Origin of the sequence: Sinorhizobium chiapasense (assembly GCF_045277575.1) — a bacterium.
Taxonomy (GTDB): Bacteria; Pseudomonadota; Alphaproteobacteria; order Rhizobiales; family Rhizobiaceae; genus Ensifer; species Ensifer chiapasense_A.
Genome location: NZ_CP144206.1, coordinates 389,487 through 413,397, shown reverse-complemented (window position 1 = coordinate 413,397; position 23,911 = coordinate 389,487). Strand labels below are relative to the sequence as shown.

General features: G+C 63.7%; 23 protein-coding genes. 16 read left to right on the top strand and 7 right to left on the bottom strand.

What is annotated here, in order from left to right; genetic code table 11:
* The first annotated feature begins 106 nt into the window (after positions 1–106).
* Together QM996_RS20815 and QM996_RS20810 are read left to right on the top strand one after the other, a co-directional pair.
* A complete protein-coding gene (locus QM996_RS20815) occupies positions 107–796 on the top strand; it encodes a DUF2161 domain-containing phosphodiesterase (protein ID WP_334197961.1) in 690 nt (229 codons plus the stop codon).
* A 19-nt stretch (positions 797–815) separates the two neighbouring features.
* On the top strand, positions 816–1,184 hold the full coding sequence (locus tag QM996_RS20810) for a YbaN family protein (RefSeq protein WP_334197960.1): 369 nt from the start codon (positions 816–818) through the stop codon (positions 1,182–1,184).
* Between the two features lie 641 nt (positions 1,185–1,825).
* Here QM996_RS20810 and QM996_RS20805 read toward each other — a convergent pair.
* Positions 1,826–2,866, bottom strand: a complete 1,041-nt coding sequence (locus QM996_RS20805; RefSeq protein WP_334197959.1) for a glutamine synthetase beta-grasp domain-containing protein — start codon at positions 2,864–2,866, stop codon at positions 1,826–1,828.
* Between the two features lie 25 nt (positions 2,867–2,891).
* On the opposite strand from QM996_RS20805, the gene QM996_RS20800 reads away from it, so the two are divergent.
* On the top strand, positions 2,892–3,170 hold the full coding sequence (locus QM996_RS20800; protein WP_334197958.1) for a hypothetical protein: 279 nt from the start codon (positions 2,892–2,894) through the stop codon (positions 3,168–3,170).
* A 32-nt stretch (positions 3,171–3,202) separates the two neighbouring features.
* Here the strand turns inward: QM996_RS20800 and QM996_RS20795 are convergent, their stop codons facing one another.
* Positions 3,203–4,645: an aminotransferase-like domain-containing protein gene (locus tag QM996_RS20795; protein WP_500270465.1), complete on the bottom strand. Its 1,443-nt coding sequence runs from the start codon at positions 4,643–4,645 to the stop codon at positions 3,203–3,205.
* Positions 4,646–4,725: 80 nt separating this feature from the next.
* Between QM996_RS20795 and QM996_RS20790 the strand changes: the two genes are divergently transcribed.
* The 9 genes from QM996_RS20790 (at position 4,726) to QM996_RS20750 (ending at position 13,340) form a co-directional block, all read left to right on the top strand.
* A complete protein-coding gene (locus QM996_RS20790; protein WP_334197956.1) occupies positions 4,726–5,589 on the top strand; it encodes a DMT family transporter in 864 nt (287 codons plus the stop codon).
* 230 nt (positions 5,590–5,819) lie between these two features.
* The gene (locus tag QM996_RS20785) at positions 5,820–6,515 is read left to right on the top strand and encodes a helix-turn-helix domain-containing protein (RefSeq protein WP_334197955.1); all 696 of its coding nucleotides are present in this window, start codon (positions 5,820–5,822) and stop codon (positions 6,513–6,515) included.
* 174 nt (positions 6,516–6,689) lie between these two features.
* Complete coding sequence (locus QM996_RS20780) at positions 6,690–7,436, top strand: GntR family transcriptional regulator (RefSeq protein WP_334197954.1); 747 nt, start codon at positions 6,690–6,692, stop codon at positions 7,434–7,436.
* 69 nt (positions 7,437–7,505) lie between these two features.
* Complete coding sequence (locus tag QM996_RS20775) at positions 7,506–8,192, top strand: N-acetylmannosamine-6-phosphate 2-epimerase (protein ID WP_334197953.1); 687 nt, start codon at positions 7,506–7,508, stop codon at positions 8,190–8,192.
* A 2-nt stretch (positions 8,193–8,194) separates the two neighbouring features.
* The gene (locus QM996_RS20770; protein ID WP_334197952.1) at positions 8,195–9,064 is read left to right on the top strand and encodes an ROK family protein; all 870 of its coding nucleotides are present in this window, start codon (positions 8,195–8,197) and stop codon (positions 9,062–9,064) included.
* Positions 9,061–10,395, top strand: a complete 1,335-nt coding sequence (locus QM996_RS20765; protein WP_500270464.1) for an extracellular solute-binding protein — start codon at positions 9,061–9,063, stop codon at positions 10,393–10,395. Before QM996_RS20770 ends, QM996_RS20765 begins: the two co-directional genes overlap by 4 nt.
* Before the next feature lie 153 nt (positions 10,396–10,548).
* Positions 10,549–11,436 (top strand): carbohydrate ABC transporter permease, encoded by an 888-nt coding sequence (locus QM996_RS20760; protein WP_334197951.1) that lies wholly within the window; start codon positions 10,549–10,551, stop codon positions 11,434–11,436.
* Positions 11,433–12,254: a carbohydrate ABC transporter permease gene (locus tag QM996_RS20755; protein WP_334197950.1), complete on the top strand. Its 822-nt coding sequence runs from the start codon at positions 11,433–11,435 to the stop codon at positions 12,252–12,254. Before QM996_RS20760 ends, QM996_RS20755 begins: the two co-directional genes overlap by 4 nt.
* 18 nt (positions 12,255–12,272) lie before the next feature.
* On the top strand, positions 12,273–13,340 hold the full coding sequence (locus QM996_RS20750) for an ABC transporter ATP-binding protein (RefSeq protein WP_334197949.1): 1,068 nt from the start codon (positions 12,273–12,275) through the stop codon (positions 13,338–13,340).
* A 9-nt stretch (positions 13,341–13,349) separates the two neighbouring features.
* On the opposite strand, the gene QM996_RS20745 is transcribed toward QM996_RS20750, so the two are convergent.
* Positions 13,350–14,339 carry a quinone oxidoreductase family protein gene (locus QM996_RS20745; RefSeq protein WP_334197948.1) on the bottom strand — a complete coding sequence of 330 codons (990 nt, stop codon included), beginning with the start codon at positions 14,337–14,339 and terminating at the stop codon, positions 13,350–13,352.
* A 184-nt stretch (positions 14,340–14,523) separates the two neighbouring features.
* Here QM996_RS20745 and QM996_RS20740 point away from each other — a divergent pair, with 184 nt between their 5' ends.
* The gene (locus tag QM996_RS20740) at positions 14,524–15,393 is read left to right on the top strand and encodes a LysR substrate-binding domain-containing protein (RefSeq protein ID WP_334197947.1); all 870 of its coding nucleotides are present in this window, start codon (positions 14,524–14,526) and stop codon (positions 15,391–15,393) included.
* A gap of 78 nt (positions 15,394–15,471) precedes the next feature.
* Here the strand turns inward: QM996_RS20740 and QM996_RS20735 are convergent, their stop codons facing one another.
* A complete protein-coding gene (locus QM996_RS20735; protein ID WP_334197946.1) occupies positions 15,472–16,512 on the bottom strand; it encodes a dipeptidase in 1,041 nt (346 codons plus the stop codon).
* 275 nt (positions 16,513–16,787) lie between these two features.
* On the opposite strand from QM996_RS20735, the gene QM996_RS20730 reads away from it, so the two are divergent.
* Together QM996_RS20730 and QM996_RS20725 are read left to right on the top strand one after the other, a co-directional pair.
* Positions 16,788–18,308, top strand: coding sequence for a serine hydrolase domain-containing protein (locus QM996_RS20730; RefSeq protein WP_334197945.1), 1,521 nt, complete (start codon positions 16,788–16,790; stop codon positions 18,306–18,308).
* An 87-nt stretch (positions 18,309–18,395) separates the two neighbouring features.
* Positions 18,396–19,295: a LysR family transcriptional regulator gene (locus QM996_RS20725; protein ID WP_334197944.1), complete on the top strand. Its 900-nt coding sequence runs from the start codon at positions 18,396–18,398 to the stop codon at positions 19,293–19,295.
* Positions 19,296–19,322: 27 nt separating this feature from the next.
* Here QM996_RS20725 and QM996_RS20720 read toward each other — a convergent pair whose 3' ends face one another.
* The 3 genes from QM996_RS20720 to QM996_RS20710 form a co-directional block, all read right to left on the bottom strand.
* Positions 19,323–20,189 carry a D-amino-acid transaminase gene (locus QM996_RS20720; RefSeq protein WP_334197943.1) on the bottom strand — a complete coding sequence of 289 codons (867 nt, stop codon included), beginning with the start codon at positions 20,187–20,189 and terminating at the stop codon, positions 19,323–19,325.
* Between the two features lie 73 nt (positions 20,190–20,262).
* On the bottom strand, positions 20,263–21,321 hold the full coding sequence (locus tag QM996_RS20715) for a P1 family peptidase (RefSeq protein ID WP_334197942.1): 1,059 nt from the start codon (positions 21,319–21,321) through the stop codon (positions 20,263–20,265).
* Positions 21,322–21,539: 218 nt separating this feature from the next.
* Positions 21,540–22,466, bottom strand: a complete 927-nt coding sequence (locus QM996_RS20710; protein WP_334197941.1) for an AraC family transcriptional regulator — start codon at positions 22,464–22,466, stop codon at positions 21,540–21,542.
* Between the two features lie 107 nt (positions 22,467–22,573).
* On the opposite strand from QM996_RS20710, the gene QM996_RS20705 reads away from it, so the two are divergent.
* Positions 22,574–23,776 (top strand): MFS transporter, encoded by a 1,203-nt coding sequence (locus tag QM996_RS20705; RefSeq protein ID WP_334197940.1) that lies wholly within the window; start codon positions 22,574–22,576, stop codon positions 23,774–23,776.
* Positions 23,777–23,911: the final 135 nt, after the last annotated feature.

The window sequence follows — 23,911 nt, the reverse complement described above, 5'->3', positions numbered from 1 at the left end:
CGATCGAGGTTATCTGCTAGTCTCCTTCCGCGAAGATGCGCCGCGGCCGGTTCGAGGCAATTGCCACGGCGCCTCTCCGATATCGACCAGAACAGGATTCCCGGGATTGGAGACGACCCTCTATCAGCCGATCAAGACCTTTCTCGAGGCCCGTGGCTACAGCGTCAAGGGCGAGATCGGCGGCTGCGATATCGTAGCGCTCAGCGATGACGAGCCGCCGCTGGTCGTCATCTGCGAACTCAAGCTGAGCTTCAATCTCGAATTGATCCTGCAGGCCGTCGACCGCGCCACCGCCGGCGACGAGGTGTGGATCGCCGCGCGCGTCTCGGCGAAGGGTAAGGGACGGGAGAGCGATCGCCGGTTCCGCGATCTCTGCCGCAGGCTCGGTTTCGGCATGCTGGCGGTCGCCGACAACGGCATGGTCGACGTCATTCTCGCAGCCTCCGCGGTGATGCCCCGCAAGAACAACAGGAAGCGGTCGCGACTGATCAGCGAGCATCGCCGCCGCAAGGGCGATCCGACCGCCGGTGGCGCCACACGCTCGCCGATCATGACCGCCTATCGGCAGCAGGCGCTTGCCTGTGCCGCCGCCCTGCAGAACGGTCAGTTGCGCCCGCGCGACCTTCGCGCAGTCGCACCGGATGCGGCCAAGATCTTGCTTAGCAACGTCTATGGCTGGTTCGAGCGGATCGACCGCGGCATCTATGCCCTGACGGAACTGGGGGTCGAGGCGCTTCGCCGCTGGCCACCGAGCGAGACGGCCACGACGCCAATCGCCGAGGCATCCGAAGCATGACGCCGTCTGGAGCGATCACGTGAATCCCGCCCTTCGCATCCTCTGTCTCTGCCTGGCATGGCTGATGGTCGGGCTGGGCGTCATCGGCGCCTTCCTCCCCGTGCTGCCAACGACCCCATTCCTGCTTCTGGCTGCGGGGCTCTTCGCGCGCGCGTCCCCGCAATTGGAGCAATGGCTGCTACATCATCGCATCTTCGGCACATCGCTGCGGCTATGGCGTGAAAAGGGGGCGATCTCCAATCGTGCCAAAACCGGCGCGGTGAGCCTGATGGCCGCAAGCTTCGGGCTCTTCCTTTTCTTCGCGCATCCGAGCCTGGCGCTGACGGCGATCGTCGCAGCGTCCATGGCGCTTCCGGCGCTGTTCATCCTAACGCGTCCCGCGGAATAGCCATCCGGACACGCATCTGCACCACCTTGCAGGAAAACGATACTTTTCCTCTCAAGAAATACTTGGGCGCACTCGAAAAGGTCGCATTATTCTTAAGATTGCACTTTATGGGCGCGCGAATATCGATACTTAGTGTTTTTGTAAATCAAGATATATTTCGAACAACTCAAGAACAAAGTTGTACAAACGTGCAATTTGTCGAGCGGCGCACTTAAGTCGCACGTCCCGCCTGCCCTTTTTCTCCAATCGTCACCGCAGCCACGCATCCGAGACGGGGCTCGCGATTCGCACCCTTTGCTGACCTCCTGTGGACCCGAGCACGCGCGTCGGCCGGCCGCCGGCGCACCCGTACACCAAGCTGTTGCTCTCGGCCGTACCGGATCCGGCTATCCGCGTCGACGTCCCGAACTCCCAGGTGAACTCGGCGCAAACGGATGAAACGCGCCGCCGCTCGGCCGCGACCCAGCAGACGATCCGCGAGGTTGGGCCCGATCATTTCGTGCGCGCCGCCTGAGCCAATAGCCAATCGGACCAACAAAAAACGCCCCGCAACTTGAACTGCGGAGCGTTTTTTGTTGGTCGCGAAAAGCGCACCCCCGTTGATTTTGGCCCGGCGCCCTCGTGTGCGCCGGGCCCGAAAATCAGGCGGCTTCGCGATTTTCGACGTCGGTCGGAACGGTTGCGATCGTCTTCAGGATCTGCGAAGCGATCTGGTAGGGGTCGCCCTTGGAGTTCGGGCGGCGGTCTTCCAGGTAACCCTTGTAGTCGTTGTTGACGAAGCTGTGCGGAACGCGGATCGAAGCGCCGCGGTCAGCCACGCCATAGCTGAACTGGTGGATCGAGGCGGTTTCGTGCTTGCCGGTGAGGCGCATATGGTTGTCCGGGCCGTAAACCGCGATATGGTCGGCGCGGGCTTCGGCGAAGGCAGCCATCAGGTTTTCGAAGTAATCCTTGCCGCCGACTTCGCGCATGTAGGCGGTCGAGAAGTTGGCGTGCATGCCCGAGCCGTTCCAGTCGGTGTCGCCGAGCGGCTTGCAGTGGTATTCGACGTCGATGCCGTACTTCTCGGTCAGGCGCTGCAGCAGGTAGCGGGCGAGCCAGATTTCGTCGGCGGCCTTGCGCGAGCCCTTGCCGAACACCTGGAATTCCCACTGGCCCTTGGCGACTTCCGCATTGATGCCTTCATGGTTGATACCGGCAGCCAGGCAGATGTCGAGGTGCTCTTCGACGATCTTGCGGGCAATATCGCCGACGTTGCTGTAGCCGACGCCGCAGTAGTAGGGGCCCTGAGGCGCAGGGAAGCCGGCTTCCGGGAAACCGAGCGGGCGGCCGTTCTGATAGAAGAAATACTCCTGCTCGAAGCCGAACCAGGCGCCTTCGTCATCGAGGATCGAAGCGCGAGTGTTCGACGGATGCGGCGTCTTGGCATCGGGCATCATGACTTCGCACAGAACGAGCGCGCCGTTCTTGCGCTCCGGATCCGGATAGACGGCAACCGGCTTCAGCACGCAGTCAGAGCTGCTGCCTTCGGCCTGCATCGTGGACGAGCCGTCGAAGCCCCAGAAGGGAAGCTGCTCAAGCGTCGGGAAAGCGTCGAATTCCTTGATAAGGGTCTTGCCGCGCAGGTTCGGGGTGGGCTTGTAACCGTCGAGCCAGATGTATTCGAGCTTAAACTTTGTCATTTCGTTCTCTCACTTGACGCCAGGAATGGCTGGGTTCCGAAGCGGCTGGGCAATCCAGATCGGCTTGCCCGACGACCGATGCCTGTTAAGAAGCATTAATCGTGCCAACTCGGATTCAACGCCGAAAATCCAAGAGAATTGGTCTTTGCCAGCACTCGTGAACACCGGCGAGCCGATGCAGCAGCGCAAGGAAGAAGCGAGATGCACAAAAAATAGGCGAAAGCTGCTCGACTCCGCAGCAAAGCAAATCGGCAAGGCTGAGATCAGCCATCGTTCCCCGGAAATCGTCGGCGGTTGCCTCTAAAAAGTGCATCGGCCAGACGCACTTCCGTCCGATCAGCTCACTCGCGCACCTCTGCATTGGCGCATGATCGAAGGCAGCACATTGAAAAGCCGCTCGTCTTCGCACTGGGAAACATTGAAGCGCAGGAAGCCGTTGGCCGTGCCGGCATGGCTGAAGACATTGCCGGGCGCCAGAACGATCTCCTGTTGCAGCGCCTTCTGCGCCACCTCGGCCGCATCGATCCCCTCGGGCAAGCGGCACCAGAGGAACATGCCGGCCTGCGGCTCGATCCATGGCGTGATGTCGATATCGCCGAGCCGTGCTGCCGTGTCGGCCATCGCCCGCGCTAGGCGCTGGCGCAGCGCCTCCATATGCTTGCGATAGCTGCCGTCCTTGAGCATCGTAAAAACGAGTTCCGCCGCAAGGCTCGGCCCGCCAAAGGTCGTGGCGATCTTCAAGTCGGTGAGCCCTTCGATCCAGTCGCGCGGCGCGGCGATGAAGCCGCAGCGCATCGAGGCAGAGAGGGTCTTGGAAAAGCTGCCGATCTGCACCACGCGATCAAGCCCGTCGAAGGCGGCGAGCCGCGGGGCCGGCACATGTTCGAAATCGGCAAAGATATCATCCTCGACGATCGTGAGCCCCGCCTGCTCGGCAAGCTTGAGCAGGCGATGCGCGACAACGGGCGAGAGCGTTGCGCTGGTTGGGTTATGAAGTGCAGAATTGGTGATGTAGAGCCGCGGCCGATGCGCCGCCAGCTCTTCGGCAAATCGTTCGAGGTCGGGGCCCGTGGGCGTATAGGGAACACTGACCACCTCAGCCCGATGAGCGCGCAGCAAGGCGTGGAAATTGAAATAGCAGGGGTCGTCGACCACGACCGTATCGCCGGGTTCCAGCAGGAAGCGGCAGAGAAGATCGATCGCCTGCGTCCCCGATTCCGTCAGGATGATCTGATCGGGTGACGCTTCGACGCCATGCTCGCCGAGACGCCGCGCCAGAAGCTGGCGCAGCGGCCGATGGCCAAGCGGCGTTCCATAGTCGGTCAGACCACTCGCCTCCAGCCGGGCCGCGGACTTGAGCGCGCGGCGCAGGGCCGCCTCCGGCAGCCAGCTCGGCGGCAACCAGCCGCAGCCCGGCTTCAGCACGTTGTCGCCGGTTTCCAGCGCTTGGCGCGAGACCCAGAGCGGATCGACGGCGCGGTCGAGCCGCGGGCCGATCTCGGCCAAAGACAGCGGCGCCAGGGGCGCCGAGACAAAGAAACCGGCGCCGGGCTTCGAGCGAATGACCCCTTCGGCCACAAGCCGCTCATAGGCTTCGACGACGGTGGACTTGGAAACGCGCATGGTCTTGGCGAATGCGCGGATCGACGGCAGCTTCGCTCCCGGCGTCAGAACGCGGGCCGAAATTCGCTGCCGGATCGTCGCCATTACGCCTTCGAGCAATGTCTCGCTGCCGAGACCGAGTTCTTGCATCGTCATCCGTACTGCCCGAGCTTCCATTACAGTTTGGAAAAACTGTACCGTATTGTCTCTGGCGAGACCAGCCCGTCCGCCCGATACAGGCGAAAAAGGAGCCTATTATGGACAAGACGGCAGACGGTTGGGTGAGCGGTTTTCTCGGAGTATTGATCTTCAGCGGATCCCTTCCGGCGACACGCGTCGCGGTGATGGATTTCGATCCGGTGTTTCTGACAGTGGCGCGCGCGGCGATCGCCGGCCTGCTCGGACTCGCGCTGCTTGTCGTATTCCGCCAGTCGCGCCCGGCGCGGGCCGATCTCGTTTCGCTCGCAATCGTCGCCTTCGGCGTCGTTCTCGGCTTCCCGCTGTTGACCGCCCTGGCGCTGCAGCATGTCACCTCGGCGCACCTGATCGTCTTCGTCGGACTGCTGCCGCTGGCAACCGCCATCTTCGGTGTGCTGCGTGCCGGCGAGCGGCCGCGCCCGGCCTTCTGGCTGTTTTCCTCCCTCGGAAGTGCGGCAGTCGTCGGTTTTGCGCTGATGCAGGGCTTCGCCGCATCTCCCGTCGGCGACCTCCTGATGCTCGGCGCCATCATCGTCTGCGGCCTCGGCTATGCCGAAGGTGCCAGTCTTTCGCGCAAGCTCGGCGGCTGGCAGGTGATCTGCTGGGCACTGGTACTGTCGCTGCCCATCATGCTCGCGCTCACGCTATTCACCATGCCGGCCTCCTTCTCGACCATCAATCACGCCGCCTGGACGGGGCTTGCCTATGTATCGGTCTTCAGCATGCTCGTCGGCTTCGTCTTCTGGTATCGCGGCCTCGCGCTTGGCGGCGTCGCCGGCGTCGGCCAGTTGCAATTGCTGCAGCCGTTCTTCGGCCTGGCGCTTGCGGCGACGCTCCTGGGTGAAGCCGTAAGCTGGAGCATGCTCGCGACCACGGGCGCGATCGTGTTTTGCGTCGCCGGCGCCAAGAAGTTCGCGAAATAGGCGCCTTCAGAGATCAAGGTTAGGCGGCGGGTGAAACACGCCCCCGCCACTTCAAAGCTGATCGAGCTTCAGTTGTTCGCCGAGCACTCTCGGCAACCACCCGCCAGGAGCCTGCCCCTTTGCCGTTTCTGGCCCCCTGCCGCCGTCGAAGATTTTTAGGATATCTAAAATCGATTGACAGGAATTCGGGCTGCACCCTAGCTTGGGGAGAGACGAGAAGGGGACAGACAGTGACGACGGACCATGCCAGCGGCGCACCTACCGGCGGGGCAGAGGCGCCGTCGCTCGGCGATCGCCTGCGCCAACGGCGCAAGGCGCTGAAAATGACGCTTCAGGAGGTCGCCGACGAGGCGGGCTTCTCTGTCGGCTTCATCTCGCAGATCGAGCGCGGCATCACTGTCCCCTCCCTAACTTCGCTGATCGCCGTGTGCCGGACGCTGAAGGTCGAGGCCGGCAGCTTCCTCAACCCGCCGAAGGTCGCGACGCCCTTCACCCGTCGCGAACACCGACCGGTCTACGGCCTCGGCGGAGAAAGCGGCAAGGCCGTCTCCTATGAGCGGCTCTCCGCATCCTTCCCCGGCAATGTCCTCAAAAGCACCATCATTCACGAGCCACCGGGACACCGCAGCGAACCTATGTCGCACGAGGGCGAAGAGATCTTCTTCATACTCCAGGGCGCCTTGACGCTGGAGGTAGACGGCGAGTGCATGGTGTTGGAGGCGGGCGATTCCGCCCATTTCCCCTCGGTCCGCACCCACACGATGTGGAACCACACCGGCGAGCCGACCACAATCCTGCACACCTGCACCATGGATGTGTTCGGCGACGGCGATCCGTCAGGCAACCCGGCCGACAGCCTTGCGGTGACCCGCGCAGAAAATCGGTGGAATGCCGCCGGGAAGACCGAGGGCAGCCAAGAAAACTGAGTGAGATCGAAGGCAGCTCTCCGCCGAACGAGGCGCCACTTACGCCGCAGTGCTCGCCGTTCAATCCGGCGCACAGACAACGGATTGGGGCGCCCGGATGACGCCCGGCAATAATACCAGTTTAAAACCGAAGAAAAATTTTGCATAAGGACTCATCTCGAAAAGGTGATCCTCATGAGCGATCAGGCAACCCTGGACTTTCTTGCGCGCGCGATGTCCGGCGACAGCGGCGAGCCTCTCTACCGTCGCTTGGAAGAGGCGATCAAGCAGGCGATCAATGCCTCCACGCTCCGGCGCGGCGCGGTCATCCCCAGCGAACGGGACTTGAGCGAGGGGTTGTCGATCTCGCGCGTGACGGTGCGCAAGGCGATCGAGGGCCTCGTCGCCGATGGCCTGCTCGACCGTCGGCAGGGAGCCAAAACGGTGGTTTCCTCACGTGTCGAGAAGTCGCTCGCGACAATGACGAGTTTCTCCGAAGACATGCGCTCCCGCGGTTTGGAACCCGGCTGCATCTGGATTTCGCGCGAAATCAGCCGGCCATCGCCCGCCGAAATGATGGCGCTCGGCATTCCAGCCGGAGAGAAGATCGTTCGGCTCCGGCGTCTCAGAACCGCCAACGACACCCCGATCGCGATCGAGACGGCGTCGCTTCCGGCCCGTTTCGTGCCGGACGCCGACGCGATCGGCGCCTCCCTCTACGAATATCTCGCCGCCCATGGCGCCCTGCCCGTCCGGGCGCTTCAACGCATGCAGGCGAAACCCGCAAGCGAGGAGGAACGGCGGCTGCTCGCAACGCCCGAGGGCACGAGCCTGCTCGTCATGGAGCGACGCTGCTTCCTGGCCGACGGCCAGATCGTTGAATTCACTCAGACCAAGTATCGGGGTGACGTCTACGACTTCGTCATCGAGCTGATGCGATAATACCAGTATAATTCCTGTTGCAATCTGGTCTTACACTGCTACCGTGAGGCCTCCATTGGGAGAGCCTGCGTGACCTTCGACATTCATAGCCTCAAGCACGGCTTGATCGTTTCCTGCCAACCGGTGAAGGGCGGCGTCATGGACAATGCAGCCATGGTCGTCGGCTTCGCCCTGGCGGCGCTCGACGGCGGCGCGCTCGGTCTCCGCATCGAATCCGCCGACTATGTCCGCGCCGTGCGCCAGGCAACCGATCGCCCGATCATCGGTCTCGTCAAGCGCGACCTGGAAAGCTCACCCGTACGCATCACACCGCTCTACGAGGACGTGGATGCTCTGGCCACCGCTGGCGCCGATATCATCGCCTATGACGCCACCGCGCGTGAGCGACCGGTTGCGTCCAAGGCACTGGTCGAGCGCATCCACGCCGCCGGCAAGATCGCCATGGCCGATTGCTCTGTCATTGCCGACGCCGAGCGCGCCTTGGCCGAAGGCGCCGAGATCGTCGGCTCGACCCTTGCCGGTTATACAGGACCGGTAGAGCCGACCGAACCGGACTTCCCGCTCATCGCCGCCATGCGCAAGTTGACCCCGCACGTGGTCGCCGAAGGATGCGTGCGCACGCCCGAGCAGGCTGCCCAGGCGCTTCAAGCCGGCGCCTTCACCGTCGTCGTCGGCTCCGCCATCACGCGGCCCGAACATGTGACGTCATGGTTCAGACAGGCGCTCGATCAAACGCTTGCCGGAAGCGAGGCCTGAAAATGGCACGCGCCCAAACCGTCCTCGCAATCGACCTTGGCGGCACGAAGATGCTGGCAGCCCTCGTTCGGGGAACAGAGATCGTCGATACACGACGGATGCCGACCCCACGCGAAGGCGATCCGGCGCAATGGCTCACCGCACTTTTTGGTGCAATCACCGGCTGGCGCGGTGCCTACGGCCATGTCGGTGCCGCGGTCTCAGGCATTGTCGACGACGGCCACTGGTCGGCGCTCAATCCTAAGACGCTCGACATACCCGATCGCTTTCCACTGACGAGAACGATCGAGCAACTCGCAGGCGTGCCCGTGCTCGCCGCAAACGACGCCCAGGCGGCGGCCTGGGGTGAATACGCCTTTGGCGCGGGAAGCCAGGAAAACATGGTGTTCCTGACGATCTCCACCGGCATCGGTGGTGGCATCGTGCTGAACGGCCGCCTGCTCAAGGGGCTTGCCGGGCATTTCGGACAATCGCGCAGCGCCGAATGGCCTGACGAGACCCTCGAAGATCGCGTGTCCGGCCACTGGATCGCCAAGGAGGCAGCCCCCCACCAATCTGGTGCCACGGCGCGGGATGTCTTTGCCGCCCACGATCAACACGCCTGGGCACGGCGCATCATCGAGACATCGGCAGAGCGCACAGCTCTGCTTTGCCGCAACATTCAGCTCGCACTGGACCCGAAGCGCATCGTCATCGGTGGCAGCATTGGCTTGGCCGAGGGCTATCTCGCCGCGGTAGAGCGCGCGCTGGAACCAGTGCCGCCCCGACTTCGACCATCGCTACATGCCGCCGCCCTTGGGGAGAATGCAGGGGTGATCGGCATTGCTGATCTTGCAGAGCGTCAACAAAACTTGAGGGAGAACCAAAGATGACATTTGCGACGATGAGGAAAAAGGCGCTGTTGACGGCAGCGTGTATTGCGGGGCTGCTGGCGACCAACCCAGCCCTTGCGGAAGTGACGGTCCTTGGCTGGCCAGGCGGCCCGGAGGAAGTGGCGCTACGCGCCGCCGCCGACGCCTATAATGCCAAATCCGACGTTGCCGAGGGCGACAAGGTCGAACTTCTGTTCTTCAACCGCGACGGTTTCTGGGACAAGCTGCAGGCCGATCTCGCGGCTGGCTCGAAGGCCTTCGATCTCAACCTGCTCGCCACCTATTCGATCGGCCGCTACGCGCCGTTCATGGAGCCGGTGGAACTCTCGGGCGAAGCCAAGGCGGTCTATGGCGACTCCGTGCTGTCAACCATGCAATATCAGGGCAAGCAATATGGCGTGCCGACCGATCTCTCGCTGCACTTCATGTATTTCCGCAAGGATCTGATCGATGCCCTGTTGAAAGATGACGCCGGCAAGGCGAAATATGCCGAGATCTCGGAGAAGTATCTCGGCAAGAAGCTCGAGCCGAAGACGCCCGATGAATGGACATGGGATGACTACGCCGCCACCGCGCTCTATTTCTCGCAGGCCGTGAACCCGGACAGCCCGACGCGCTACGGCACGGTGCTGCAGCTCAAGAACCTGCTGTTCAACATCATGGTCTGGCAGTCGGTACCGCGTGCCTATGGCGCGAACTGGATGGACGACAGCGGCAAGGTGACCGTCAATTCCGACGCCTACCGCAAGGGCCTCGAAATCTACAAGCTCCTCTATGACAATGGCGCAACGCCGAAGGACTCGCTGTCCTACGAGTTTGCCGAAGCCAACGCCGCCTTCGCATCGGGCCAAGTGGCGGCCATGTTGCAATGGAACGCGGCGGCCGGCGACCTGACGAGCAAGGAGAAATCTCCTGCTGTTGCCGACGTCACCGATACGGTGGCGCCGCCTGCCGGTCCCGAAGGGCGTTTCACCCACATCCACGGCCTCGGCTTCGGTCTCAACAAGAATGCCGAAAACAAGGAGGGCGCGGCGAAGTTCCTGAAGTGGCTGTCCTCGAAGGAAGCCGCGCTGATCTACGCCAAGAACAACGGCGCACCGGCTCTCACTCCGCAAGTGGTGGCCGAGGTCGCGGACACCAGGCCGGATCTGGTCAAGCTCGGCGAATTCGCGGGCAAGTACGGCTACGTCATGAACGGTGGCACCTCGGCCAAGGCATTGTCAGTCTACGAACTGCAGGCCAAGGAGTTCACCGGTTACTGGTCCGGCCAGCAATCGCTCGACGATGCGCTCACCAATGCCGAAAAGGGCATGGCGGAACTGCTGAAGTGAGCCAGGCCGGCTGTGGCATTCTTTCGGGTGCCACAGCCGGAAACCGGCGACATCGCGATGGTCCGGTTCGGGCCATATCGCATGGTTGCCACCGATGAGGGCGCGCCCCGTCCACCCTCATCCACGCCCGGACAAGAGACACAGATCAGCGTGATGACGACAGCCAGACCACAATCCTACGCTCCAGAGTTCCGGCTGCTCGCCACGCCGCTGATCCTCTTCCTGCTCGTCTTCCTGGGGTTCCCGGCGGTCGTCAACCTGATCTATTCGGTCTCCGAAGTTTCCTTCGAGACCCTTCGCCAGCCGGCGTTCACCGGGCTCAAGAACTTCATGGCGGTCTGGGGCGATGGCGCCTTCTGGCAGGCGAGCTGGTTCTCGCTCCGATTCGGACTGCTGACCGCCGCCCTCGAATGTCTGCTCGGCCTGTTTCTGGCGATATTCCTGTCGCCCCTCATCGAGCGGCGGAGTTGGCTGATGGCGATCCTGATGCTGCCGCTGATGGTCGCGCCGGCGCTGGTCGGGCTGATGTATCGTCTCGTCCTGCACGAATTTGTCGGACCCGTGCCCTATTATCTCTGGACCTATTTTGGTGCCAGTGTCTCGTTTCTCGGTCCCGGCTCCGCCTTCTGGACGCTGGTCGCCGTCGAGACGCTGCAATGGACGCCGTTCACGCTGCTGCTCTTCTACATGGCCTACCAGGCAATCCCATCGGAAATTGCTGAAGCGTCCGCCATGGACGGGGCCAAGAGCCTGCAGCGCCTGTGGTACATCGAGCTGCCGATGATGGGCCCGACGATCGCAGCAGCCCTGCTCATCCGCTTCATCGACGGCTTCCGGGTCTTCGACAATGTCTACGTGCTGACGGGCAGTGGCCCGGGCGGATCGACGGCGTCGCTGTCGATCTACATCTACGAGGCCTTCTTCAAGCAGGGTGCGATCGGCAAGGCCGTCGCCGCCTCGGTCATCCTGTTCGCCGCCTCCTTTGCGGCGCTCTATGGCCTCAACGCCCTTGCGAGCCGGCGGAAAGGAGCCAGGCGATGATCGCCACACTGCGCTGGATTGTCTTCGCCATCGCCGCCATCGCCCTGAATTTCCCGGTCCTGGTAACGCTTTCGACCTCGTTCAAGAGTGCACGCGAACTCTCCGGCAATCCCGGCCTCTGGGTTCAGGCGCCAACGCTTGAAAACTACCTGACCGTCTTCCACGTCTCGGACCGGCTGAACATCTTCCTCTATCTCTTCAACAGCCTTGCCGTGGCACTGATGGGAACCGTTCTGGCCGTTATGCTGGCGTTGCCGGCGGCCTATGCGATCGCCCGCGGCAAGTTCGGCGAGCGCACGCTGCTGCCGTTCATCGTCAATCTGCGCGCCGTGCCGCTGATCATCTTCGCGATCCCGCTCTACATGATGTTCCAGTGGCTGGCGCTGCTCGACACCCGCCTCGGATTGGGACTGATCCTCACGATCGTCAACCTGCCACTCGCGCTGGTCATTCTCGTCAATGCCATTCGCGACCTGCCTGCCGAACTCGACGAGGCCGCGCTGATGGACGGTGCAAGCCGCACGCAGATTCTCTTGCGCGTCGTGACGCCGCTTTGCCGTCCGGCAATCGTCACCAGCCTGATCTTCGGCTTCATCACCGCCTGGAACGAATTCCTGTTCGGCCTGATGCTGACGACGTCGAAGGCTGTGCCGGTTACGGTCGGCGCCTCCTTCTTCTTTGCTGCCAGCGGCGGCGGCGTGCAATGGGGCGTGGCCTCGGCGGTGATGATCGTCGGCGCCCTGCCGCCGATGCTGCTCGGCCTCGTCATGTATCGCCAGATCAGCGGTTCGATGACCGCCGGCGCGGTCAAGGGTTGATAGTTCCAGGAGAGACGCATGGGTACGATTTCGCTCAGTAAAGCCGGCAAGCGCTATGGCGCTGTGGAGATCATCAGGGAGCTCGACCTGGAGATTGCCGATGGCGAATTCGTCGTCATCGTCGGGCCTTCCGGATGTGGAAAGTCGACGCTGTTGCGAATGATTGCCGGCCTCGAAGAAACCACGGCCGGCAAGATCCTGATCGACGGCAGGGACATGACCGCCGCCTCGCCGGTCGATCGCCAGCTCGCCATGGTCTTCCAATCCTATGCGCTCTATCCGCATATGACCGTGCGCCAGAACATGGGCTTCGGCCTGAAGCTCGCCAAGGTGCCGGCTGCAGCCGCGAAGGCCAAGATCGAGGCTGCAGCCGAAACGCTGAAGCTCACGTCGCTGCTCGACCGTTACCCGAAGGAACTTTCCGGCGGCCAGCGCCAGCGCGTTGCCATTGGGCGGGCGATCGTGCGAGAGCCGGTCGGCTTTCTCTTCGACGAACCGCTGTCGAACCTCGACGCGGCGTTGCGCGTCGATATGCGGCTCGAAATCGCCAAGCTGCATCGCACGCTCGGCGCCACCATGATCTACGTGACCCATGACCAGGTGGAAGCGATGACGCTGGCCGATCGGATCGTCGTCATGAAGGATGGGCAGATCATGCAGCAGGGCAGCCCGCGGGCGCTCTACGAGAAACCGGCTAACCTTTTCGTTGCGCAGTTCATCGGCAGCCCGAAAATGAACCTCCTGCCCTGCCGACGCGACGGCAGCAATCGGATCGACCTGAGTGGCGAAGGACACCTGGCGCTCGCAATGCCGGGAATGGCCGCGCCCGAGCAACTGGGAGCTCGCCCCGAACACCTCTCGCTGGTCGCGCCCGACAGCGGTCATTGCCGCGGTGTCGTCGAGGCGAGTGAGTATCTCGGCGGCAATATGAGCGTCTTCGTGCGTGCCGGCAGGCTGGGCCTGATCAATGTCAGCGCGCCGGCCGACACGCCTTTCCAGGTCGGGGAAGCCGTTGGTATCAGGATCGACGAGGCCCGGTCCTCCCTGTTCGACGGCGCGGGCGCAGCCATCGGCGCCCGTCACTGACACAAGCTCTCAGCCTTGCCTGACACGCTCCGGCAGCAGCACCGTCGCACCCGTCGTCTGGCGTCCTTCGAGCCGGCGGTGAGCCTCGGCCGCCTCCGCCAAGGGCAGGCGTGCGTGGACGGGGATCTTGACCGCGCCGCTCGCGACGACGTCGAAGAGATCCTTACCCATCGCGATCACGTCCGCGCGCTGCGCCAGATGCGCGGGCAACAGCGGCCAGGTGGCGTAGAGCGAGCCCTTCATTGCCAGCATCGTGATGTCGAACGGCGCGATGGGACCGGACGCCGCGCCGAAGCTCACGAAGTGGCCGAACGGCCGCAGGCTGTCGAGCGAGCCTTCGAACGTCGACTTGCCGATGCCGTCATAGACGACATCGACGCCCTTGCCTTCCGTGATCTCGCGAACGCGCGCAACGAAGTTTTCCTTGCCATAGTCGATCACGTGGTCGGCGCCATTTGCTCGTGCGAGCTCGACCTTTTCCGCCGAGCCGACCGTGCCGATGACCGTTGCGCCGAGATGCTTCGCCCATTGTGTCAGGATCAGGCCGACACCGCCCGCCGCCGCATGGACGAGGATGGTGTGATCGGCCTCGACCCGGAAGGTGCGGCGCAGGAGATATTGCGCCGTCAGACCCTTCAGCATCATCGCCGCACCCGTCTCGAAGCCGATATCGTCAGGCAGGTGCACGAGGACATGAGCAGGCACATTGTGCTCTTCCGCATAGGCACCGAGCGCCTCGGCATAGGCGACCCGATCGCCCGGCTCGAAGCCCTCGACGTCAGGTCCGACAGAGATCACCTCGCCTGCCCCTTCTTTTCCCGGCGTGAATGGGAGCTGCGGCGGCGGATAGGAGCCACGACGCAGGTAGACGTCGACGAAGTTGACGCCGATCGCGCGGTTGCGAACGCGAACCTCGCCTGGCCCTGGCTCGCCGATCTCGACATTTTCATAGGCGAGTACATCCGGCCCGCCGTGCTGGTGCACGCGAATTGCTTTCATGCGTTTCATCCTTTGGATGGGATGCTGGCGGCGGGACCATAACGGCGCCTAGACGGCGATGGATGCCGGCTTGGCTGTCATGGGCAACGTCGCTTGAAGCGCTCCTCTCTGATCACAGCTAATAGATAGCCATCTCGAAGTTCCCATTGTAGACTGATATCGATGACAACAGAGTTCAAGGATCATGATACCTGATCAGATCGGCATCGACCTGCTGCGCACCTATGTCGCCGTCTGCCGACAGGGCAGCTTGAACCGCGTCGCCAGCCAGACCGGCCGCACCCAATCGGCGCTCAGCATGCAGATGCGACGGCTCGAAAGCCTGCTCGGTCGCCGGCTGTTCCAACGGACAGGCCGCGGTGTGGTGCCAACGCCCGAGGGCGAGCTGTTCCTGGGATACGCGACGCGTATGCTCGTACTCGGCGACGAAGCGGCCGCCCGCCTCCGGCAGACGGAGCTAAGCGGCGGCGTGCGCGTCGGCCTTGCCGAGGAAGTGGCGACGACGGCGCTGCCGGAAGCGCTCGGACGGCTGCGGCGCGGCTATTCGGAAATCCGGCTCGACGTGGTTGTCGAGCAATGCGTCGCACTCGGGAAGTGCTGGCCCGAAGGCGATCTCGATATCATGGTCGTGCCGACCTCCGTCGTGACCGCCGACGCAGTGACCACCTGGAACGTCGAGCTGCAGTGGGTCTGCGCCACGGACTATTCGCTCGATGAGACGCGGCCGATCGATCTCGTCGCCTTCACTGCGCCCTGCCTGTGGCGCCGGCGCATGATCGAAACGCTGGCGGACAAGGGGCGGGAACACCGGATCACCTTTACGAGCCAGAGCATCACGGCCCTGCAGGCCGCCATAGAAAACGGCCTCGGCATCGGATTGCTGCCGCCGGAGGCGGTGCGGGCGAGTACGATGCGCGTGCTCACCGCTTCCGCCGGCGTGCCGAAGCCGCTTCCGGTCCAATACGGGCTCTTTGCCAGGGACCGCCGCGCAGCCGTCGTCGATGCGGCGATCGCCGTGCTGCTGGAGGGGCTGCCGCTGGCGCCGAAGTCTTAAACCCTGTCGCGCAGCGGTTTTGCGCAACAGGCGAAGTGTCAAAGCGCAAGGCGCGAACGCGAAAAATCGCGACGCGTTTTAAGCTCCCCAGGTCGTCTCTAGAACACGGATCCAATTGCCGTGGCAGATCTTGGCAAGCGCCGCATCGTCGTAGCCACGCTCGCGCAGGAGGTCGACAAGCAGGGGCAGGTCGGCCGCACTGCGCATCGCGGCCGGGATCGTCGTTCCGTCGAAGTCCGAGCCGAGCGCAACGTGCTCGATGCCGATGCGCTCGGCGATATAGTCGATGTGGTCAGCCAGAAGCGAGAGCGGCGTATCCGGGTTCTTGACGCCATCGGAGCGCAGGAACAGGACGCCGAAATTGATGCCGGCGAGACCGCCGGTGTCCTTGATTGCGTCAAGCTGCCGGTCGGTGAGATTGCGGCTGTGCGGGCAGAGCGCATGCACGTTGGAGTGGGATGCCACCAGCGGCCCCTGCGACAATGCGGCGATATCCCAGAAACCCTGCTCGTTCATGTGCGAGAGGTCGAGCATGATCTTCAGCTCGTTGCAGGCGCGCACCAGATCTCTGCCCGCCTCGGTCAGGCCCGGGCCGATATCGGGCGAGGAGGGAAAGCGGAATGGAACGCCATAGGCGAAGATGTTCGGGCGGCTCCACACGGGCCCAAGCGTACGCAGTCCGGCGGCATGGAGCACGTAGAGCGCTTCAAGATCGGCGCCGACAGCCTCGATGCCTTCGATATGCAGCACCGACGCAAACGCGCCCTTGGCCATGGCGCCGCGGATATCCGCCGCACTCCGGCAGATCTTCAATCGTCCTTCAGACTGGCGCTCGATCCGCATCAACAGGCTTGCCATGCCGAGCGTCGCTTCGAGCGCGCTCGCCTGATCCGGCGTCGCAAACTCGCCGCTGCCGTCTTTCGCGAGCCCCGGAGAGGACACGTAGACGGCGCACAGGCCGCCGGCCAGACCGCCCTCCTCCGCCTTGTCAAGGTCGATATGCCCGGTATCGACGCCATCGAGAAAGCGGCGTTCCGGCGCGCCGCCGGGCGAACGCCAGAGCCGCGACAGCACGTCGTTATGTCCGTCAAAGACCGGAATTTTCGCTTGGATCGCCAATTCTGGATCGCCTTCTCAACCTGTTGTCCTGTGCGCGACTCATGGATAGTCGCGGACGGACCATAGACTTTGGATGCGGGCACCGCACCCCTTTTCCTAAGAGCGTCCTTAGTGTGTTCATCCGAACCAGCCGCTCTAGATGCACGGCAGGCACGCCGAGCAAATGCAAACCATGCATAGGTCCTGCCGGAATCGGAATTGGCAGCAAGCGCGGCCGTCGTGCTTAGTCGGAAAATACGCGCGGGAGCACCCGGCAAACGGAATGGAGAATGGACATGACGAAGCCGGCATCGCTGGATTGGCAAGCCGCCGAAGCAACCGCCAAGCGCCTGACCGCACAATGGGCGGAAGATCAGCCGGGCGGCGCCGTCATCGGTTTCGACGAATCCGGAATCTGCTTTTCGCATTCGGGCGGCGTTGAGAGCCTCGCGACGTTTGCGCCCTTCACGGTTGACAGCGTGGTGCGTTATGCGTCCCTCACCAAGCATGTCTTTTCGGCGATGGTGCTCGCCCATGCCGACGTCATCGGTCTCGACGATCCGCTCGGCCAACACCTTCCGGAATTGCGTTCACCGCTTGCCGAAGTCACCGTCGGGCAGGCGCTCGACATGAGCGGCGGGCTGCCGGACACCCGCGAATGCCTGTCGTTGCTCGGCCTCTCGGTCTATACGGAGACGAAGGCGGGACCGCTGCTCGATTACATTTCGCGCCTCGAACGGCTGAATTTCGATGCTGGCCGCGAGGTCTCCTATTCGAACACCGGTTATCGCCTCGTCGAAGCCGCGCTCGAGCGCAAGGGTTTCCGCTTCGACGACTTCGTTGAGCGCGAGATCGCGACGCCGCTTCGCGTCGCGCTGAAGGCGCCAGACGTCTGGAACGATCCGGTGAAGGGCCTCGTTCCCGGCTATTGGCATTCGGGGGAACGCTGGCAGCTTTCCGCCGCCGGTCTGCACATCTCCGCGTCAGGCAGCCTGACGGGCACCGCGCGAGCGCTTACCACCTGGCTCCAGGCCCTGCTCGACGACGAAGGTCGCTTCGCCGGCCTTCTCGACAAGCTGCAGGCAACGCGCTTTCTCGCCGACGGACGGCCGAGCGGCTACGGTCTGGGCTTGCGCAAGTCCTGGCTCGGCGCGCACGAATTCGTCGGCCATGGCGGCTCGCATCCCGGCTACAAGACCTATTTCCTGCTCGATCCTAAGACCCGCGCCGGCTTCGTCGTCGTTTCCAACCGCGAAGACACCAACGGCTACAAGATCGCGCTCGAAGGCATGGCGGCACTCACCGGTCTCCCCCTGCCGGCTCCCGCGGCCGATCTCGGCGACGGTTTCTACGTAACGGAGACCGGTCCCTGGTGGATAGAGATCAATGGCAGCACCTGCACCTATCTCGATGCCGACGAGACGCTTTATGACGACGGCGAGGGCTGGGTCTCGTCCCGCTCCGCCTCAGCGCCAATACGGCTTCGTCGCGATGGTCCTGCGCTCGTCGGCGAGGTCGGACATGCCGCCAGGCGCTTCCTTCCCGCGGCGACGCATGAGCCGGTGCCGGCCTCGCTCTCCGGCGTCTGGCGCTCGGACGAAGGGGCGGAATTCACGATCGAGAACGACGCCGTCTTAATGGGCATCGGCCCGACGCGCCAGGCCCTCGCACTGACCGCACTTGGCAATGGTCGCTTCCTGTTCACCTTGAACGACGGACCGTGGGCCAAGCGCATCTGCCTACACCTGCTTGCGCCCGATCATCTCGAGTTGGTGTCGAGCCGCGCCCGCATGATCGAGTATCGCCGTCGCTCCTGATTTTTCTTGATAACGCACGGGCGCTGCCGCAAAGAGGCCTGTCCCCCGGCGACCGGCTGAGCGGACTGGACTTCCGGAGTGCATGTCGTGGAAATCAAGTGGCTTGAAGACTTTCTGGCGCTCGCCAGCACGCTGAACTTCTCCAAGGCGGCAGACGAGCGTCACGTGACCCAGTCGGCTTTCAGCCGCCGCATCCGGCAATTGGAGGCCTGGCTGGGCGCGACGCTCGTCGACCGGGCGACCTATCCGTCGCGCCTCACCGAAGCGGGCGTGAAATTCGTGCCGGTGGCGCAGGAAACGTTGAAGCAGCTCTATCAGGCGAAGCGCAACCTTCAGCAGGAGGAAGGCTCCGACGCCCGCACCATCAAACTGACGGCGCTGCACACGCTTTCCTTCACCTTCTTTCCCGAGTGGATGAGCCGCGTAAACGCCAGGATCGGGCCGCTTTTCTCGCGACTTCGCCCGGACTCCGGCAGCATGGAGGAAAACCTCAACTCGCTCGTCGACGGCGAGTGTGACTTCCTGCTCACCTATGCCCACACCCAGGTTCCACACCTGCTGGACCCGCGGGCCTTCGAACATCGCGTGCTGGGCTACGAGCACATCCTTCCCGTGTCGGCGGCGAGCGAAACGGGCGCGCCTATGCACCCGCTAGATGGCGGCACGAAACCCTTTCCGCATCTGAGCTACGAGAAATCGTCCTTCTTCGGCCAGCTTCTCGACGATCTGATCGGCCCGGAGCTGCCTGCCTCCGAGCGGGTCCACGAAGGCAGTATGTCGGTCGGGCTGAAGGCCATGGCCGAGGCCGGCTGGGGCATTGCCTGGGTTCCCGAGAGCCTGATGACGGCCGAACTGGCGAAGGGCTCGCTGGTGCGCGCCGCCGATCCGCGCTGGGACGTCAGCGTCGAGATCCGCCTCTATCGCGCCAAGGAGAACCGTCGCCCGATCGTCGGCCGCGTCTGGCAGAGCCTGGAGGCCGCCGCCTGAGCGGCAGTCCAAACGCACAAGGACGACCTAGATCGCCGTCCGCCGTGCGTGCTCCAGATAGAGTTCGCGCAGACGCTTGACGATCGGCCCCGGTGCACCGGAGCCGACAGGCTTGCCGTCGATGCGGGTAATCGGCGCAACGAAATTCGAGGCGCTCGTCAGGCAGGCTTCGCGGGCGTTTAACGCCTCGTCGAGCGTGAAGGGGCGCTCTTCGAGCCATAGTCCCTGTTCGGCGGCCAGCGCCAGGGCGGCAAGCCGGGTGCAACCGGGCAAGGTCGCGTGGCTGTTGCCGCGCGTGACGATGCGGTTATCCTCGGTGACGATATAGGCGGTGGAGGAGGCGCCCTCGGTCACGAATCCATCTTCGATCATCCAGGCTTCGTCGCAGCCTTCAGCCTTGGCGACGCGCTTGGCGATCACCTGCGGCAGCAGGCAGACGCTCTTGATGTCGCGGCGCGCCCAGCGCTGGTCCGGTACGGTCTTGACCGCAAGCCCCGTCTCCGCCGTGGCGCCGCTCACCAGCGTCTTTTCCTGGGTGAAGAGCACGAGGGTCGGCTTGATATCCTCCGAGAACAGGAAATTCCGGTCTTCGGCACCGCGGGTGAGCTGGAGATAGACGATGCCTTCGACCAGATCGTTGTCTCGCACCAGGCGCTTTTCAATCGCCACGATTTCCTCGGTCGACACCGGCAACGGCACGCCGATTTCGCGCGCCGAACGTTCCAGTCGGGCCATATGCGGCGCACTGTCGATCAGCTTGCCGTCGAGCACAGCGGTCACTTCATAGATGCCATCGCCGAAGAGGAAGCCGCGATCGAAGATCGAGAGGCGCGCCTCGTTCTCCGGCAGAAACGCGCCGTTGAGATAGACTGTGCGAATGGGCGGCTGGGACATGTGGACTCCGTGAACGTAAGGTTTGGCGTACAGCCATGGATCGCCGCACTGCTCGCGATCCACGGCGCAATTATCACTGCGCAGTGAGGGCGCGAAGACTCTCGAGCGAGATCGCTTCGACCGTGCTTAGCTTGCCGCTCGCGGCGTTGAAGCCATGTATCGGGCGCGCCATGGTCAGCGAATTGAGGATCGCCTCTTCGCTCGCCTCGATCGCTGCCTCGAAGAGCGGCGACATCAGGTCGTTGGGCAAATCCGGGTAATCCGCGATCGCGGCCCGACGTGCCTTCGTGCGGCGCACCGCAGGCGCCGTGGAGAAGGCAAGCGCATAGTCTCCGGAACCGTTGCTGAGCGCTGCCCCGGTGCGGGCAAGGCCGCCGAAGGCGCGCTCGGCAAGGCGCTTGAGATTGCGTGCGCAGAGCGGCGCATCGGTCGCGACCACGATGACGATCGAGCCATCCCGGTCGGGCGCCGCCGGCGCCTCGTAGGCACGGCCGCAAACGGTGAGCCGGCCGCCATAATTCGTCTGAACCAGCACGCCGAGAGTGAAGACCTTGCCAGCGGTCTTGACGCGGCGCGAACTGGTGCCGATACCGCCCTTGAGGCCGAAAGCCACCGTGCCGGTTCCGGCGCCGACTGCACCCTCCTCCACAACACCCGTCCTGGCGGCCGCAAGGGCTGCACCGATCTCATCGATCGTCGGACGGCCGGCGCGGATGTCGTTGAGGCGCGAATCGTTGGTCTCGCCAACGACCGCATTGAGCGATACGACCCTGTCGTTGCCGGGTTGCGCCAGCGTCCAGCGGTTGATCGCCTCGATGGCGCGGCCGGTCGCCAGGGTGTTGGTGAGAACGATCGGCGTCTCCAGTTCGCCAAGCTCCTCTACCTGAGTGGACCCGGTGAACTTGCCGAAACCGTTGAGCACGGCGAGCGCCGCTGGAACTTTGTCCTGAAAGAGGTTACCGTCATGCGGCAGGATGGCGGTCGCGCCAGTGCGGATGCGGTCCGCTTCGATGACGGTGGCATGACCGACCGCGACGCCCTCGACATCGGTGATGGTATTCAACGGGCCGGTTTCATAGACGCCCGGGCGGAAGCCAAGATCCCGAAGTCGTAAGCGATTGATATCTGCCATTTTTCCCGTCATTTCATTGCCCATCGACCCGATCGCGAAACAGACATTTCGTCGTGGGCACCCTACCTTTGTCGCTTGCGAAACGGCATCTCAAAAATGGAATAGTTTCATGAGAGGCCTGCAACGCCGGTGGATGCATCCATGGTCCGCATGGTGCAAAGGCCGATCGCGTCGTCAAGTTCTGAGACCTCGGCGCGCGGCGCAGCGCACGAAGCGGCCTATTCCATCGCCGAGGTGAGGCTTCGCGAATGGCTTGGCGGCGCACCCATGATCTTGCGGAAGGCGCGGCTGAACGACGCCTCGGAATCATAGCCGAGGCGGTTCGCCACATGGGCGACGCGTTTTCCTTCGCGCAGCCATTGATGCGCCTGATGCATGCGCATGCGTGCCACGTACCGGGCCGGCGTTTCGCCGACCGTATCGGAGAAGCGCTGGGCAAAGCCCGAACGTGACGCGCCCATGAGTTTGGCGAGTTCGGGCACCGTCCAGTCCTTGGTGGGATCGAGATGAATGGCGGCGAGAACGCGGCCAACCTCCGGATGGCGGACGGCTGCAAGCCAGCCCGTCGCCGTGCCGCATCCATGCTCCACCCAGGCGCGGATGATCGTCGCGGTCAGCACATCGGCAAGCCGCGCCAGGATGCCGCCCGAGCCGACGCGCTGCATCGCCGCCTCGCGCGTCATGGTATCGAGCAGCGACGGGATCGACGGCTCGCTGGATGCGAGATCGCTGGTGCGCATGACCGAGGGCATCAGTTGCAGCAAGGGGTGCAGGCGATCGACGTTGAACTGCATCACCGCGAAGAACAAAAGGTTCTGGCTGTCCGAATTGGGGCATTGCACATCGACGATGCCGTCGCAGAGCTGCCGCTTCGGCAGATCACGGATCGAAATCGTCGGCAGGCCGGGTTCGCTGGCAAGCACATGCGCATCGCCGCGCGGCAAGAGCACGGCATCCCCCGGCGCAAGCGCCATCCAATCGCCGTCCGGCGTCTGAAGATGAGCGGAACCGGACGCCAGAAAATGAAATCGCGCCGGCTCCTGCGCTGGATAGGAGGTTGCCCATGGCGCACAGGGCTGGCAACGCCCATATTCCACACCGTCGAGCCTCAAGCCGCGCAGGATGTCAGTGAGCGCATCGGTCATTGGCCACTCCAACTTTGGATAAACGGCATAGTGTTTTGGATTTTCTAGCATAGAAACTCCAAACCGCCATGCATATTTTCATCCCAACTGCAATGGAGATGAAAATCATGGATGGCATCGTCGCAAGCCTTGCAGGCGAGGCGGATGAACGCATGAAGCCGCTATGGGCGGCCGTCGTTTCGCTTTCGCTTGGGGTTTTTGGCCTGGTAACGGCGGAGTTTCTGCCGGCAAGCCTTCTCACGCCCATGTCCGCCGATCTCGGCGTAACCGTCGGCGCGGCCGGCCAATCGGTAACCACGACCGCCGTCGTCGCGGCGATCGCCGGTCCGGCGATCGTCGTCTACACCGGGCGCTTAGACCGACGGAATGTCCTTCTCACACTGACCGCGTTACTGGTCATATCGAGCCTGATCGCCGGCTTTGCCGCCAGCCTGCCGATGCTGCTTGCTGCACGGTTCCTGCTCGGCATCGCTCTTGGCGGTTTCTGGGCCTTGTCGCTGGCACTCGCCATACGGCTCGTTCCGGGCAGGCTGATGCCGCGGGCGATGGCGATCATCATGTCGGGCGTGTCGATCGCGACGGTCTGCGCCGCCCCGGTCGGCGCTTGGATCGGCGCGACGCTCGGCTGGCGCTATGCCTTCCTGCTCGCCGCCGCCGTCGGCATCGTCGCCTTCATCGTCCAGGCGCTGACGGTTCCGCGGCTTCCGCCGGTCGGATCAACCGGCCTGAATACGATCCTCAACGTGCTGAAGCGCCCGGCGATCCGGCTCGGCCTCGCAACGATCCTGCTCGTCGTCACGGGTCACTTTGCCGGCTTCACCTATGTTCGCCCGTTCCTCGAGCAGGTGCCGCAGTTCGGCGTCGAGGCGATCACCGCGATCCTGCTCGCCTTCGGTGTCGGCGGCTTCTTCGGCAACATTGCCGGCGGCTTCCTCGCCGAGCGCAGCACGCGCTTGTCGATGATGTCGGCTGCAGCCGGTGTCGCCGTCACGACCCTGACGCTGGCGCTTGCCGGCGCGCTGCCGGCCGTTGCCATCCTAGCCACCGCCGCCTGGGGCTTCGCCTTCGGCGCGCTGCCCGTTAGCGTCCAGTCGTTCTTGAGCCGCGCCGCCGGTGACGAAGCCGAAGGTGCCGGTGCGGCAACGCTCACGACCTTCCAGATTGCAATTTCCACCGGCGCGATCCTCGGCGGACTTCTCGTCGAACTCCAGGGGCCGGCTGGCGTCTTCCTCTTCGCCGCGGTCGCGGCGATGCTCGGCACCTCCCTGGTCTCCGTCTACCGCGAGCGGGCGCTGCAGCCCGCGGAGTAACGCTATCCGCCACGGTTTGGTGCGAGAGTGGCAACGCGCACCTGCGCCTGCCGGGCTCAAGGGCCCGGCAGGTGAAGCGCCTTACAGCGTAGCCGTTCATGCCGGATGAACCGGCCGGCTTTCAGTTATGGGTCG